10 protein-coding genes are annotated in these 13,649 nt (G+C 60.7%); 8 read left to right on the forward strand and 2 right to left on the reverse strand.

The genetic code is table 11. The features are described 5' to 3' along the window. Positions 1-11: 11 nt before the first annotated feature. Positions 12-962, reverse strand: coding sequence for a transaldolase (gene tal, locus DD235_RS07295; RefSeq protein ID WP_109061526.1), 951 nt, complete (start codon positions 960-962; stop codon positions 12-14). A gap of 258 nt (positions 963-1,220) precedes the next feature. Here tal and DD235_RS07300 point away from each other — a divergent pair, with 258 nt between their 5' ends. The 4 genes from DD235_RS07300 (at position 1,221) to greA (ending at position 7,906) form a co-directional block, all read left to right on the forward strand. Next, positions 1,221-2,477: a sensor domain-containing diguanylate cyclase gene (locus DD235_RS07300; RefSeq protein ID WP_109061527.1), complete on the forward strand. Its 1,257-nt coding sequence runs from the start codon at positions 1,221-1,223 to the stop codon at positions 2,475-2,477. A gap of 199 nt (positions 2,478-2,676) precedes the next feature. Next, positions 2,677-3,807 carry a glutamine-hydrolyzing carbamoyl-phosphate synthase small subunit gene (gene carA, locus DD235_RS07305; protein ID WP_420810454.1) on the forward strand — a complete coding sequence of 377 codons (1,131 nt, stop codon included), beginning with the start codon at positions 2,677-2,679 and terminating at the stop codon, positions 3,805-3,807. Between the two features lie 16 nt (positions 3,808-3,823). Further along, a complete protein-coding gene (gene carB, locus DD235_RS07310) occupies positions 3,824-7,069 on the forward strand; it encodes a carbamoyl-phosphate synthase large subunit (RefSeq protein ID WP_109061382.1) in 3,246 nt (1,081 codons plus the stop codon). Between the two features lie 357 nt (positions 7,070-7,426). Beyond that, positions 7,427-7,906, forward strand: coding sequence for a transcription elongation factor GreA (gene greA, locus DD235_RS07315; RefSeq protein ID WP_109061383.1), 480 nt, complete (start codon positions 7,427-7,429; stop codon positions 7,904-7,906). 124 nt (positions 7,907-8,030) lie between these two features. On the opposite strand, the gene DD235_RS07320 is transcribed toward greA, so the two are convergent. After that, complete coding sequence (locus DD235_RS07320; RefSeq protein WP_109061384.1) at positions 8,031-8,666, reverse strand: YhbY family RNA-binding protein; 636 nt, start codon at positions 8,664-8,666, stop codon at positions 8,031-8,033. A gap of 17 nt (positions 8,667-8,683) precedes the next feature. Between DD235_RS07320 and DD235_RS07325 the strand changes: the two genes are divergently transcribed. The 4 genes from DD235_RS07325 (at position 8,684) to glmM (ending at position 13,598) form a co-directional block, all read left to right on the forward strand. Beyond that, positions 8,684-9,316, forward strand: a complete 633-nt coding sequence (locus DD235_RS07325) for an RlmE family RNA methyltransferase (protein WP_109061385.1) — start codon at positions 8,684-8,686, stop codon at positions 9,314-9,316. 94 nt (positions 9,317-9,410) lie between these two features. Next, positions 9,411-11,339: an ATP-dependent zinc metalloprotease FtsH gene (gene ftsH / locus DD235_RS07330; protein WP_109061386.1), complete on the forward strand. Its 1,929-nt coding sequence runs from the start codon at positions 9,411-9,413 to the stop codon at positions 11,337-11,339. 52 nt (positions 11,340-11,391) lie between these two features. Continuing rightward, positions 11,392-12,225 carry a dihydropteroate synthase gene (folP, locus tag DD235_RS07335; RefSeq protein ID WP_109061528.1) on the forward strand — a complete coding sequence of 278 codons (834 nt, stop codon included), beginning with the start codon at positions 11,392-11,394 and terminating at the stop codon, positions 12,223-12,225. Between the two features lie 23 nt (positions 12,226-12,248). Next, a complete protein-coding gene (gene glmM, locus DD235_RS07340; RefSeq protein WP_109061387.1) occupies positions 12,249-13,598 on the forward strand; it encodes a phosphoglucosamine mutase in 1,350 nt (449 codons plus the stop codon). Positions 13,599-13,649: the final 51 nt, after the last annotated feature.

The following is a 13,649-nucleotide window of genomic DNA, read 5'->3' on the forward strand; positions in this document are numbered from 1 at the left end:
TCGGGTGGCGGTCAGGCCCTGTCCTGCAGCAGTGTGTCGAGCTTGCGGGCATCGGCCACGAAGGCCCGGATGCCTTCGGCCAGCTTCTCGGTGGCCATGGCATCCTCGTTGAGTTGCGAGCGAAAGCTGATTTCATCCACACCCACGCGGGCCTGGACCGGATAGGCACCACCGGCTCGCAGTCGCGGCTCGACATTGCCTGTCACGCTGGCGAGCTGGGTCAACAGGTCGGGGCTGATGGTGAGCAGGTCGCAACCCGCCAGCGCCAGGATTTGTCCGGCATTGCGAAAACTGGCACCCATGACTTCGGTAGTGAAGCCGTGCTGCTTGTAGTACTGGTAAATACGGGTCACGGACTGTACACCGGGATCCTGTGGGCCACCATGGGTCTGTTCGTCCCACTGGCTGCCGGCTGCCTTCTTGTGCCAATCGTAGATGCGGCCCACGAACGGCGAGATCAGTTGGGCTCCCACGTCCGCGCAGGCAGCGGCCTGCCCCAGCGAGAAAATCAGCGTCATGTTGCAACGAATGCCCTCGGCTTCCAGGATGCGTGCGGCCTGGATGCCTTCCCAGGTGGCAGCGATCTTGATCAGCACACGTTCACGCTCAATTCCGACGGCATGGTACAGGGCAATCAGACGGCGCGCGCGTTCGACTGTGGCGCGCGTATCGAATGACAGTCGGGCGTCCACTTCGGTAGAGACGCGGCCAGGCACGATATCGAGGATGGCGCGGCCGAACTTGACCAGCAACCGGTCGGTGCGCGCTTCCAGCGACAGGTTGCCATGGTCGTGCAGGACCTGTTCAAGCAGAGGGCGATAGGCATCCTGCTGTACGGCCTTGAGGATGAGTGAGGGATTTGTGGTGGCGTCGGTCGGCTTGAGCGCCCGCATGGATTCGAAGTCGCCGGTGTCGGCAACAACGGTGGTGGAACGGCGCAGGGAGTCGAGCAGGGTGGTCATGTTGCTGGTGTCCGTCAGGTCAATGTGGATGCCGAAGCGGCGGTGGCCCGCCATCCGAAGATGATACACGGGCTCGGCTGCAGGTGGATGCCCTCCTGTTGGCGCTGTCGTGGATCGCGGGTTTTACGGGTCCGTCATCAGGCATTGGGTAATTGGGCACGTGGTACTATGGTCGGCTATCGATTTAGGGTTGGCGATTGATGGCGTTCAAGTGCGCCGTGTCGACCGGGATCACTGGCGAGAAGGATGCCTATGTCCATGCCTGACGATTTTTCCGGCCTGTGGCAGGCTGCGGTCCTGCAATCCTTCAATGCAGTCGTCATCACGGATGCCAGCCTGGATGATGGCGGCCCCTACATTGTCTTTTGCAATCCGGCCTTTTGCTCCATGAGCGGCTACTTGGCCGATGAGCTGGTTGGACTGTCGCCGCGCGTGCTGCAGGGCCAGGACACGGATCCCGACGTGATTGCACGGCTGCGTGATTGTCTGCTGTCCGGCACCTTCTTTCATGGTGATGCGGTCAACTATCGAAAGGACGGCACGCCCTATCATGTCGAGTGGAATATTTCGCCAGTGCGCAACGAGGCGGGCGAAATCACGCACTACGTGTCGGTGCAGCGGGATATCACTGCCAGCATGGCCCTGCAGCAGTCGCGCGACATGCTGGTGGCGGCCATCCATGCTACGCCCGATGCTGTTGTGATCACCGACGCCCAGACGCGTATTCTGTTTGTGAATCATGCCTTCGAGCGAATGTCCGGTTATTTGCTGGATGAGGTCCAGGGCAGGGTGCCGGCCATTCTGTACCCGGAAGGTGAAGGCTTGCTGCAGCCGGCTGACCTGGCTCGGCATATGCAGGCTGGCGAGGTCATTCGCCGCACAGTTGTACATTGCCGAAAAGGGGGCGAGCGTTATTTTGCAGACCAGAGTGTGGCAGCCCTGACCGACGACCAGGGCGAGATTGCCTATTACGTCAGTGTCAGCCGGGATGTGAGCGATCGCATCGAAACCGAAAACAAGCTGAGGGAATGGGCACATCACGATGCCCTCACTGGTCTGTTCAATCGCCGCTATGGCGAGCGGTTGCTGGGTGCCCAGCAGGGTCGTGCGCAGGCGGGCGATGGGCCTTGCAGCGTGATCCTGTGCGATATTGACCATTTCAAGCAGATCAATGACAACCATGGGCATCATTGCGGTGACGAGATTCTGCGGCAGGTAACGGCCAGGCTGGCGGCAGGCATGCGCGGCACGGACAGGATCGTGCGCTGGGGTGGCGACGAGTTGCTGGTGCTCCTGCCGCATACGGCACTGGCCGAGGCGACAACGCTGGCTGAGCGTGTTCGTGCCAAGGTCGCTGGCATGACGTTTCCGCCGGTCGGTGCGGTTACGCTGTCTCTGGGCGTGGCCGAGTGGTGTGCCGGAGAGTCGCGGCGCAACGTGCTCAAGCGTGCCGACGAGGCGCTGTACCAGGCCAAGGAGCGCGGACGCAATCGCGTGGAGTCCTCAAGAGTATAAAAACATTGCCGTTGCAGGAGTGTCGTTTTTGTTGTTGTGAGAAACTGCACAATTGGTTGTACAAACTGGCATATTTACCGTTCTGAATGCGCAAATTGCCCATAAATGGCAGCAGATAGGTAGGTTATAATAGGAAGGTTTAACGTCCAGTTTGCTCGTCCTGTCCATGAATTCCCCGGAGACTTCCTTGTCGTCCCCCCTGTTCCCTGCCTCTCATCCCGCGATCCTGGCCCTGGCCGATGGCACCGTCTTTCATGGCGTGTCAATCGGTGCCGAAGGCCATTCGGTTGCCGAACTCGTCTTCAATACGTCCCTGACCGGTTATCAGGAGATCCTCACCGATCCCAGCTACAACGGCCAGATCGTGACCCTGACCTACCCGCATATCGGTAATACTGGCGTCAATGAAGAGGATGTAGAAGGCCGACGCGTGTTCGCGGCAGGGCTGGTGGTGCGGGACTGTCCGGCGCTGCTGTCCAATTTTCGCGCCACCTCCTCGCTGCCCGACTATCTCAAGAAGGAAGGCATTGTTGCCATTTCCGGCGTCGATACCCGCAAGCTGACTCGCATCCTGCGTGACGGTGGTGCCCAGGGCGCCTGCATCATGACCGGCACGGATGCCGGGGCCGCGTTGGCGCTGGCCCGCAGCTTCCCGGGCATGGCGGGTCAGGATCTGGCTCGCGTGGTGTCTACCGACCAGGTGCAGCCCTGGACCCAGGGTTCCTGGCAACTTGGCAGCGGCTATACCCAGCCGCAAGGCGATGGCCCGCACGTCGTGGCCTATGATTTCGGCGTCAAGTTCAACATCCTGCGCCTGCTGGCCGATCGCGGCTGCCGCCTGACGGTGGTGCCGGCGCAGACGCCTGTCGAAGAGGTCCTCAAGCTCAATCCTGACGGCATTTTCCTGTCCAACGGTCCTGGGGACCCAGAGCCTTGCGACTATGCCATCGCCGCGACCCGTACTTTCCTGGACAAAAAACTGCCTGTGTTCGGTATTTGCCTGGGGCACCAGATTCTCGGCCTGGCGATCGGAGCCAAGACGGTCAAGATGAAAACCGGCCACCATGGTGCCAACCATCCGGTACGCGACATCGACACGGGGCGTGTTTTCATCACCAGCCAGAACCACGGCTTTGCCGTGGATGCGGCCACGTTGCCGGCGCATGCCCGGGTGACTCATGTGTCGCTGTTCGATGGCACGTTGCAGGGGTTGGAATTGACCGACCGGCCTGCCTTCGGCTTCCAGGGGCACCCCGAGGCCAGCCCCGGCCCGCACGATATCGGCGTGTTGTTCGACAAATTCATGAGCCTGCTGGCCGACCAGAAATAATTAGCCGGAAATTTCCATGCCCAAGCGTACTGACATAAAAAGCATCCTGATCATTGGCGCAGGTCCGATCATCATCGGCCAGGCCTGCGAGTTCGACTACTCCGGCGCGCAGGCCTGCAAGGCTCTCAAGGCCGAAGGCTATCGCACCATTTTGGTCAACAGCAATCCGGCCACCATCATGACGGATCCGGAAACGGCCGACGTCACCTACATTGAGCCCATTACCTGGCAGGCCATCGAAAAGATCATCGAGCGCGAGCGGCCCGATGCGCTGCTGCCCACCATGGGCGGCCAGACGGCGCTCAACTGCGCACTCGACCTTGATCGCGAAGGTGTACTGGCCAAATATGGCGTCGAACTGATCGGTGCCAACGCGCATGCCATCGACAAGGCCGAAGACCGTCAGAAATTCAAGCTGGCCATGGATGCCATCGGACTGGAGTCGGCCAAGTCCGGCGTGGCCCATTCTCTCGACGAAGCATGGGCCGTGCAGCGTCGGATTGCCGAGGAAATCGGTACCTCCGGTTTCCCTGCCGTGATCCGTCCCAGCTTCACGCTGGGCGGCTCGGGCGGTGGCATTGCCTACAACGCCGAAGAGTTCGAAACCATTTGCCGTCGCGGTCTGGAAGCTTCGCCTACCAATGAGCTGCTGATCGAAGAATCGCTGCTCGGCTGGAAAGAGTTCGAGATGGAAGTCGTGCGCGACAAGGTCGACAACTGCATCATTGTCTGCGCCATTGAAAACCTCGATCCCATGGGCGTGCATACAGGCGACTCCATCACGGTGGCCCCTGCCCAGACGCTGACCGACAAGGAATACCAGGTCATGCGCAATGCCTCGATCGCCGTACTGCGCGAGATCGGGGTCGAAACCGGCGGTTCCAACGTCCAGTTCGCACTCAATCCGACCAATGGCCGGCTGATTGTGATCGAAATGAATCCGCGCGTGTCGCGTTCCTCGGCGCTGGCCTCCAAGGCAACGGGCTTTCCGATTGCCAAGGTGGCGGCTCGTCTGGCCGTGGGCTACACGCTCGATGAGCTGCAGAACGAGATCACTGGCGGTGCCACGCCGGCCTCGTTCGAGCCGACCATCGATTATGTCGTCACCAAGGTGCCGCGTTTTACCTTCGAGAAATTCCCGCAGGCTGACGCACGCCTGACCACGCAGATGAAATCCGTGGGCGAAGTGATGGCCATCGGCCGCACCTTCCAGGAGTCCTTCCAGAAAGCCTTGCGCGGCCTCGAAGTGGGCGTAGATGGCCTCAACCAGAAAACCACCGATCGCGAAAAGCTCGAGGTCGAGCTGGGCGAGCCGGGCCCCGAGCGCATCTGGTACGTAGGCGACGCCTTTGCCCAGGGGTTTACCCTGGAAGAAGTGCACAACCTGACCAAGATCGATCCCTGGTTCCTGGCCCAGATCAAGGAAATCGTCGACATCGAATTGGCGCTCGAACAGCGTACGCTGGCCGATCTCGACGCGGACACCCTGTTTCAGCTCAAGCGTCGCGGTTTTTCCGACCGTCGCCTGGCCTGGTTGCTCGATACCAGCGATACCGAAATCCGCAAGCTGCGCCACCAGTTCAACGTGCGCCCGGTCTACAAGCGGGTCGACACCTGCGCGGCCGAGTTTGCCACCAATACCGCCTATATGTACTCCACCTACGAGGAAGAGTGCGAGGCGCAGCCCACCGACCGCAAGAAGATCATCGTGCTGGGCGGCGGCCCGAACCGGATCGGCCAGGGTATTGAGTTCGACTATTGCTGCGTGCATGCCGCACTGGCGTTGCGTGAAGACGGCTATGAAACCATCATGGTCAACTGCAATCCCGAAACCGTCTCGACCGACTATGACACGTCCGACCGCCTGTACTTCGAGCCGCTCACGCTCGAGGATGTGCTCGAAATCGTCGACAAGGAAAAGCCTGTCGGCGTGATTGTGCAGTACGGCGGCCAGACTCCGCTCAAGCTGGCGCGCGCGCTCGAGGCCAATGGTGTGCCCATCATCGGCACCAGCCCCGAGTCCATCGACGTGGCCGAAGATCGCGAACGTTTCCAGAAGCTGCTCACCAAGCTCGGCCTGCGCCAGCCGCCTAACCGTACGGCACGCACCGAAGCCGAGGCGCTGGCCCATGCCCAGGAAATCGGCTATCCGCTGGTCGTGCGCCCCAGCTATGTGCTGGGTGGCCGCGCCATGGAAATCGTCCATGAACAGGTCGAGCTGGAGCGCTACATGCGCGAAGCCGTCAAGGTCAGCAATGATTCGCCGGTGCTGTTGGACCGCTTCCTGAATAATGCCATCGAAGTCGATGTCGATTGCCTGGCCGATGGCGACCAGGTATTCGTGGGCGGTGTCATGCAGCACATCGAGCAGGCAGGCGTCCACTCCGGCGATTCGGCCTGCAGCCTGCCGCCGTATTCGCTGCCAGCCTCCACGGTCGAGGAAATCAAGCGCCAGACGGCCGCCATGGCGCGGGCGCTCAACGTCAAGGGCCTGATGAATGTGCAGTTCGCCATTCAGAATGTCAACGACGTGTACGTGCTCGAAGTCAATCCGCGTGCATCGCGGACGGTACCGTTCGTTTCCAAGGCGACCGGCCTGCAACTGGCCAAGATCGCCGCGCGCGTGATGGCCGGCCAGAGCCTGCGTGAGCAGGGTGTCGAGCGCGAAGTCACGCTGCCGTACTTCTCGGTCAAGGAAGCCGTTTTCCCGTTCGTCAAATTCCCCGGCGTGGATACCATTCTCGGGCCCGAGATGAAGTCCACCGGCGAAGTCATGGGCGTGGGTGAAACCTTCGGAGAGGCCTTCGTCAAATCGCAACTGGCTGCCGGCGTCAACCTGCCCGAGTCGGGTACGGTATTCATCAGCGTCAAGAACCAGGACAAGGACGAGATCGTCGCTGTGGCGCGCGGTTTGCATGAACTGGGTCTCAAACTGGTTGCGACGCGTGGCACGGCTGCGGCCATCGAGGCGGCTGGCGTACCGGTGCAGCTGGTGAACAAGGTAAACGAAGGTCGCCCCAATATCGTCGATGCCATCAAAAATGGCGAAATTTCGCTGGTCATCAATACCGTCGAGGAGCGCCGCAATGCCATCGCCGACTCGCGTACCATCCGTACCCAGGCCCTGGCAGCGCGTGTGACCTTCTTCACGACGCTGGCAGGTGCCAAGGCTGCGGTCGAGGGCATGCTCTACATGCGCCAGGGGGCCGGTCTGCGGGTCTATGCCCTGCAGGACCTGCACAAGCAACTCAAGCAGGGCTGATCGCCTGACGTGGAGACCATCCATGCCCGATGTGGCAAGAGTGGTTTCCATCCGCGCCTGTCTGGGGGGTAACCCGCTGGCAGGTGCAAGGCTTGATGGCGGGGCTTGCTTTATGCCCCGATTTTGACCACAATACACCCAACGTCTTGCCCTGGCTCTTGCCGAGCCGGGGTTTTCTTTTGACTGGAGCTGTCCGTACATGAACGTGTCTTTGTCTTTGTTGCCGCAGCGCAGGCTCATGGCCTTCGCTGCCAGCTGGCACATGTGCGTTCTGGGTGAATGATCCGTAGACGGATCCTGCACATCGGACAGAACGCTCCCCAGGGAGCGTTTTTTATTTTTCAGGAAGTGTGAAACATGTCTTCTGCTATTCCTCTGACTGCCCGTGGGGCCGAACGCCTGCGCGAAGAGCTGGCGCGTCTGAAATCCAAGGAGCGTCCTGCGGTGATCGAGGCGATCGCCGAGGCGCGTGCACAGGGTGACCTGTCCGAAAATGCCGAGTACGAGGCTGCCCGCGAAAAGCAGGCCTTCATCGAAGGCCGCATCAACGAACTGGAAGGGCTGCTCTCCAACGCCCACATTATCGAGCCGGCCGAACTCGACGCCGATGGCCGCATCGTGTTCGGTGCCACCGTGGACCTCGAAGATCTCGAGTCGGGTGACAAGGTCTGCTACCAGATCGTCGGCAATGCCGAGGCCGATGTACGAGCCAATCTGCTGTCGATTGCCAGTCCCGTGGCACGTGCGCTGATCGGCAAGAGTGCCGGTGATGTGGCTGAAGTGCAGGCACCGTCGGGACTGCGCGAATACGAAGTACTCGAAGTCCGTTACGTCTGAGCCTGACCGGCGACCGTCAAGGTCGAGTCAGCATGAAAAAGGCCGATCATTTGATCGGCCTGTGTTTTTCAGGGGAAGGCCGAAACCACTCCCCTGATCGGGGCAGTCAGCCCCGGAGTGCTGTTCAGCCTTTCTTGCCGCTGCGTGCCAGGGTGGTGCGGCGGATGCCGCCGCTGCTGCGGGCTCCTGCCTTGAGCGACAGGGCGCTGCGCGCCGGGCGGGCTGCTCCACGGGGGCTGTTGGTTGTGCTGCCTGCCTTGGCCGGCTTTGCAAAACCGGTGCCAGCCTTGGTGGGGCGGCTGGTGCTCTTGGTGGCGGGCAGGCCGGCTGCGGTACGTGCCGATGTAAAGCTGACGGTGCGCTTGATCGGCTTGGCGCGCTTGGGGGCCACGCTTTTGCCCGCAGCGGCCTGGCGCTTGGGGACATAGGCTTCGTTGTGCTGACGGGGCTGCACGCCGAGGTCGGCGACACTCTCCGGCTGCGCGGCGGCACGACGGAATAAAATAAGCGTTTTACCCAGGTGATGCACCGGGGCGCAGGAAAGCGATTCGCAGATGGTCTGCAGCAGCACTTCGCGGTCGGCGCGGTCAGCACCGCTCACGCGGACCTTGATAAGACCGTGCGCGTTCAGGTTGCGATCGATTTCCTTCAGGACCGGATCTGACAGGCCCTTGTCACCGATCAGCACGACCGGACGCAGGGGGTGGGCTTCGGCGCGCAGCGCGCTGCGTTCCCGTGGGGTGATTTCTAATATCGACATAAGCGGATTGTACGGGAATGGCCAAGAAAAAATTTTCCAAAGACTGGATCCACCAGCATATTAATGACCCATATGTGAAACTGGCGCAACAAAAAGGCTATCGGGCGCGTGCCGCATTCAAGCTGACCGAGATCCTGGATGCCGAGAAACTGCTGCGTCCAGGTCAGGTCGTGGTCGATCTGGGGGCGACGCCCGGCAGTTGGTCACAGGTTGTGCGTGAGCGTCTCAAGGGCGCTGGTGGCGAAATCCATGGGCGGATTATCGCACTGGACATGCTGCCGATGGAGCCGATTGCAGGTGTGGAGTTCATTCAGGGGGACTTCCGTGAGGACAGTGTGCTTCGACAGCTCGAAGAAACACTGCAGGGGCAGTCGGTCGATCTTGTTATTTCGGATATGGCCCCCAATCTCTCTGGTGTGGGGGTGGCCGATGCTGCCCGCATCCAGCATGTCTGTGATCTGGCGCTGGAGTTTTCGGCCAGTCATCTGCGCCCGGAGGGTGCTCTGATCGTCAAGGCATTCCATGGCAGCGGATTTTCCCAGATCGTCGATGCATTCAGGCAGCAGTTCCGGCGTGTGGTGGAGCGCAAGCCCCAGGCTTCACGGGACAAATCCTCCGAAACTTTCCTGGTGGGACGCGGTCTGAAATAATCGGCGGATGAGGGTAGAATGGTGAAATTACCATGGGAACATTGTCACTCGTGAGACTGGAGCGCACGTATATGTACCAAGCAGGAGAAACTCCTTGAACAATTCTTTTTCCAAAGTCGCCATCTGGATGGTGATCGCCCTGGTGCTGTTCACGGTCTTCAAGCAGTTTGACGGCCGCAGCCAGGTCAATTCCGGCGTCACCTACACCCAGTTCATGGAAGACGCACGCAACGGTCGCATCCATAGGGTGGATGTGCAGGGCGATGTCCTGCATGTCACGCCGGATACCGGACGGCCCTACACGATCACGTCTCCTGGCGATCTCTGGATGGTGTCCGACCTGATGAAGGCGGGTGTGCAGGTCACAGGCAAGGCACGCGAGGAGCCCTCGCTGCTGATGAGCATTTTCGTCTCCTGGTTCCCGATGCTGCTCCTGATCGGTGTATGGATCTTCTTCATGCGTCAGATGCAGGGTGGAGGCAAGGGCGGCGCGTTCAGCTTCGGCAAGTCGCGCGCCCGCATGCTGGATGAAAACACCAATCCCATCACTTTCGCCGATGTCGCCGGTTGCGACGAGGCCAAGGAAGATGTCCAGGAACTGGTTGATTTCCTGCGTGATCCCAGCCGTTTCCAGAAACTGGGCGGGCGCATCCCGCGCGGTGTGCTGATGGTCGGTTCCCCGGGCACCGGCAAGACGCTGCTGGCCAAGGCCATCGCCGGTGAGGCCAAGGTGCCGTTCTTCAGCATCTCCGGTTCCGATTTCGTCGAAATGTTCGTGGGTGTGGGTGCTGCCCGTGTCCGCGATATGTTCGAGAATGCCAAGAAGCAGGCTCCCTGCATCATCTTCATCGATGAAATCGATGCAGTGGGCCGTCAGCGTGGTGCCGGCCTGGGTGGTGGCAACGATGAGCGCGAGCAGACCCTCAACCAGATGCTGGTCGAGATGGATGGTTTCGAGGCTTCGCAAGGTGTGATCGTGATCGCCGCCACCAACCGTCCCGACGTGCTGGATCCCGCGCTGCTGCGTCCGGGCCGCTTCGACCGGCAGGTCGTGGTGCCGCTGCCGGATATCCGTGGTCGCGAGCAGATCCTCAAGGTTCACATGCGCAAGGTGCCGGCTGCACCCAACGTCGATGCTCATGTGCTGGCGCGTGGTACGCCGGGCTTCTCGGGGGCCGACCTGGCCAACTTGGTCAACGAGGCTGCGCTGTTCGCTGCCCGTCGCAATGGCCGCACGGTCGATATGATCGACTTCGAGCAGGCCAAGGACAAGATCATCATGGGGGCCGAGCGTCGTTCCATCGTCATGCCCGAGGAAGAGCGCCGCAATACCGCCTATCACGAGTCCGGTCACGCGGTCGTGGCACGCATGCTGCCCAAGACCGATCCTGTGCACAAGGTCACCATCATCCCGCGCGGTCGTGCGCTGGGCGTGACCATGCAACTGCCCGAGGGCGACCGTTATAGCATGGACAAGACGCGTCTGCTGGATACCATTGCCGTGCTGTTCGGTGGCCGGATCGCCGAAGAACTCTTCATGGATCAGATGACGACCGGAGCCTCCAACGACTTCGAGCGTGCTACTGCCATTGCCCGCGATATCGTGACCCGCTATGGTATGGACGAGGCGCTGGGTCCCATGGTCTACGCCGAAAACGAAGGTGAGGTGTTCCTGGGCCGCAGCGTGACCAAGACCACGCACATGTCCGAGGCCACCATGCAGAAGGTCGATGCCGCGATTCGTCGCATTATCGACGAGCAGTACAGCGTGGCACGCAAGATCCTCGAAGAACAGCGTGACAAGGTTGAAGTGATGACGGCTGCCCTGCTCGAGTGGGAAACCATCGATGCCGAGCAGATCAACGACATCATGGAGGGCCGCAAGCCGCGTCCTCCTCACAAGCCCGACGATCCTTCGTCGAGCAGCAACCGTTCTGGCCCCTCGACGCCTTCGGCTGGTGATGCTTCCGGCACCAAGGATGATGAAGGCAAGGAAGACGGCAAGGCAACTGCCGCTGTCTGATGTGCACAGACCCGGCCAGGCCGGGTCTTTTTGATCCTGTCTTCGGATGACCATGAACCACGATTTTCAGTGTGGCCGTTTCCAGCTTGCGCTGGCGCGTCCGCATGTCATGGGTATTGTCAACGTGACGCCCGACTCGTTCTCGGATGGCGGCTGCCATGACCGAGCCGATCAGGCCATCGCCCATGCCCGTCAATTGCTGAACGACGGCGTTGATATCCTCGATCTGGGGGGCGAGTCCACCCGGCCGGGGGCCGATCCGGTATCTGCTGCCGATGAGCTGGCCCGCCTGCTGCCGGTGATCGAAGGTGTTCGCGAGCTGGGCGTGCCGATATCCGTCGATACCTGCAAGCCTGAGGTCATGCGTGCTGTGCTGGATGCCGGGGCGGACATGATCAACGATATCTATGGTTTCAGGTTGCCGGGTGCCATCGAGGCGGTCGCTGCATCCGATTGCGGCCTGTGCGTGATGCACATGCAGGGTGAGCCGCGTACCATGCAGCAGGCCCCTGTTTATGGCGATCTGCTGGAAGATGTATCCGATTTTCTGCGCAAGCAGGTGGAACAACTGCGTGTTGCCGGCATAGGGATGCAACGACTGACACTTGATCCCGGCTTTGGTTTTGGCAAAACGGTGGAACAGAATTATCTGTTGTTGCGACGACTCGACCTGTTACAAGAATTGGGTTTGCCACTCTTGATCGGGCTGTCGCGCAAGTCCATGATTGGCCACGTGGTGGATCGACCGCCCCAGGCGCGGATCGCTGGTAGTGTGGCTGGCGCGCTGGCTGCCGTCGCTCGTGGTGCCGCTATTGTGCGTGTTCATGATGTGGCTCAAACAGTAGATGCACTCAAGGTCTGGCAAGCAGTCGAAACTGCCGCATAATCAACAAGAACAGGATAGGCAAAATGACTCAACGTAAATATTTCGGTACCGATGGTGTACGCGGCGAAGTGGGCGGGGCCACGATCAATCCGGCATTTGCCATGCGGCTGGGCTATGCCGCCGGCAAGGTGCTGGCGAAGGATTACCGGGGCCATGGCCGGCCAACCGTACTGATCGGCAAGGACACCCGCATTTCAGGCTACATGCTGGAGTCGGCGCTTGAGGCCGGTCTGTCGGCAGCAGGTGTCGACGTTTTGCTGGCGGGGCCTGTGCCGACGCCGGCTGTGGCCTACCTGACACGTACGCTGCGTCTGTCCGCAGGTGTCGTCATCAGTGCCTCTCACAATCCGTACCAGGACAATGGCATCAAGTTCTTTTCTGCTCAGGGCATGAAACTTCCCGATGCCGTGGAATCGGACATCGAGGCCGAGCTGGAGCAGCCGATGGGCTGCGCCTCTTCCGAGAACCTTGGCCGTGCGCGTCGCCTCAGTGATGCGGCGGGGCGTTATATCGAGTTCTGCAAGAGCAGCTTTCCCAATGAATTGAGCCTCAATGGTTTGCGCATCGTCGTCGATGCCGCGCATGGTGCAGCCTACAACATTGCACCGCATGTGTTTCGCGAGCTGGGTGCGCAGGTGATCGAAATGGGGTGTCACCCCGATGGTTTCAACATCAACGAAGGCGTGGGCGCGACCCATCCCGAGGCGATGGTGGCCGTCGTCAAGCAGCACCAGGCTGACCTGGGCATTGCCCTTGATGGCGATGCTGACCGGGTGCAGATGGTCGATGGCAGCGGGCGTATCTTCAATGGCGATGAATTGCTTTATGCCGTGGTGCGTGAGCGTCTGCTGCATGGCAAGGTGCCGGGCGTGGCGGGTACGTTGATGACCAATTTCGGCCTTGAAAAGCGACTTGCTGAGCTTGACGTGCCGTTCGAACGGGCTCAGGTCGGGGATCGCTATGTACTGGAGCTGTTGCTGCAGCATGGCTGGCAGTACGGTGGTGAAAGCTCAGGGCATTTGCTGTGCCTCGATCAGCATACGACTGGTGATGGTATCATCGCTGCCCTGCAGGTTTTGACGGCCATCTGCCGTCAGCAGACGACGCTGGCAGACTGGATCGCAGACCTGCGCATGTATCCGCAGAAAATGATCAACGTGCCGCTGGCGCGGGGTACGGATTGGAAAAACCATGCGCAGTTGCAGCAGTTGACCCGTGAGGTCGAGGCCGAACTGGCAGGGCGTGGGCGTGTGCTGATCCGCGCTTCCGGCACGGAACCGAAGCTGCGCCTGATGGTAGAAGCCGAAGATGAGGCACTGGCCCAGGCCGGCGTCGAAAAACTGGCTACCGTGAATTTCACGGTGGCGTCATAATAGCGTCAAGAACCTGAAACATCCGGCGGCGACACTGTCGTCTCCAGCCGG

It is taken from the genome of Corticimicrobacter populi (assembly GCF_003123725.1).
Lineage (GTDB): Bacteria > Pseudomonadota > Gammaproteobacteria > Burkholderiales > Burkholderiaceae_B > Corticimicrobacter > Corticimicrobacter populi.

Bases quoted from the DNA above. Each gene is read 5' to 3' on its own strand.
- DD235_RS07300 (WP_109061527.1), top strand. From the start codon at position 1,221: ATGCCTGACGATTTTTCCGGCCTGTGGCAGGCTGCGGTCCTGCAATCC.
- folP (WP_109061528.1), top strand. From the start codon at position 11,392: ATGAACCACGATTTTCAGTGTGGCCGTTTCCAGCTTGCGCTGGCGCGT.
- tal (WP_109061526.1), bottom strand. From the start codon at position 962: ATGACCACCCTGCTCGACTCCCTGCGCCGTTCCACCACCGTTGTTGCC.
- greA (WP_109061383.1), top strand. From the start codon at position 7,427: ATGTCTTCTGCTATTCCTCTGACTGCCCGTGGGGCCGAACGCCTGCGC.
- glmM (WP_109061387.1), top strand. From the start codon at position 12,249: ATGACTCAACGTAAATATTTCGGTACCGATGGTGTACGCGGCGAAGTG.
- DD235_RS07325 (WP_109061385.1), top strand. From the start codon at position 8,684: ATGGCCAAGAAAAAATTTTCCAAAGACTGGATCCACCAGCATATTAAT.
- DD235_RS07320 (WP_109061384.1), bottom strand. From the start codon at position 8,666: ATGTCGATATTAGAAATCACCCCACGGGAACGCAGCGCGCTGCGCGCC.
- carB (WP_109061382.1), top strand. From the start codon at position 3,824: ATGCCCAAGCGTACTGACATAAAAAGCATCCTGATCATTGGCGCAGGT.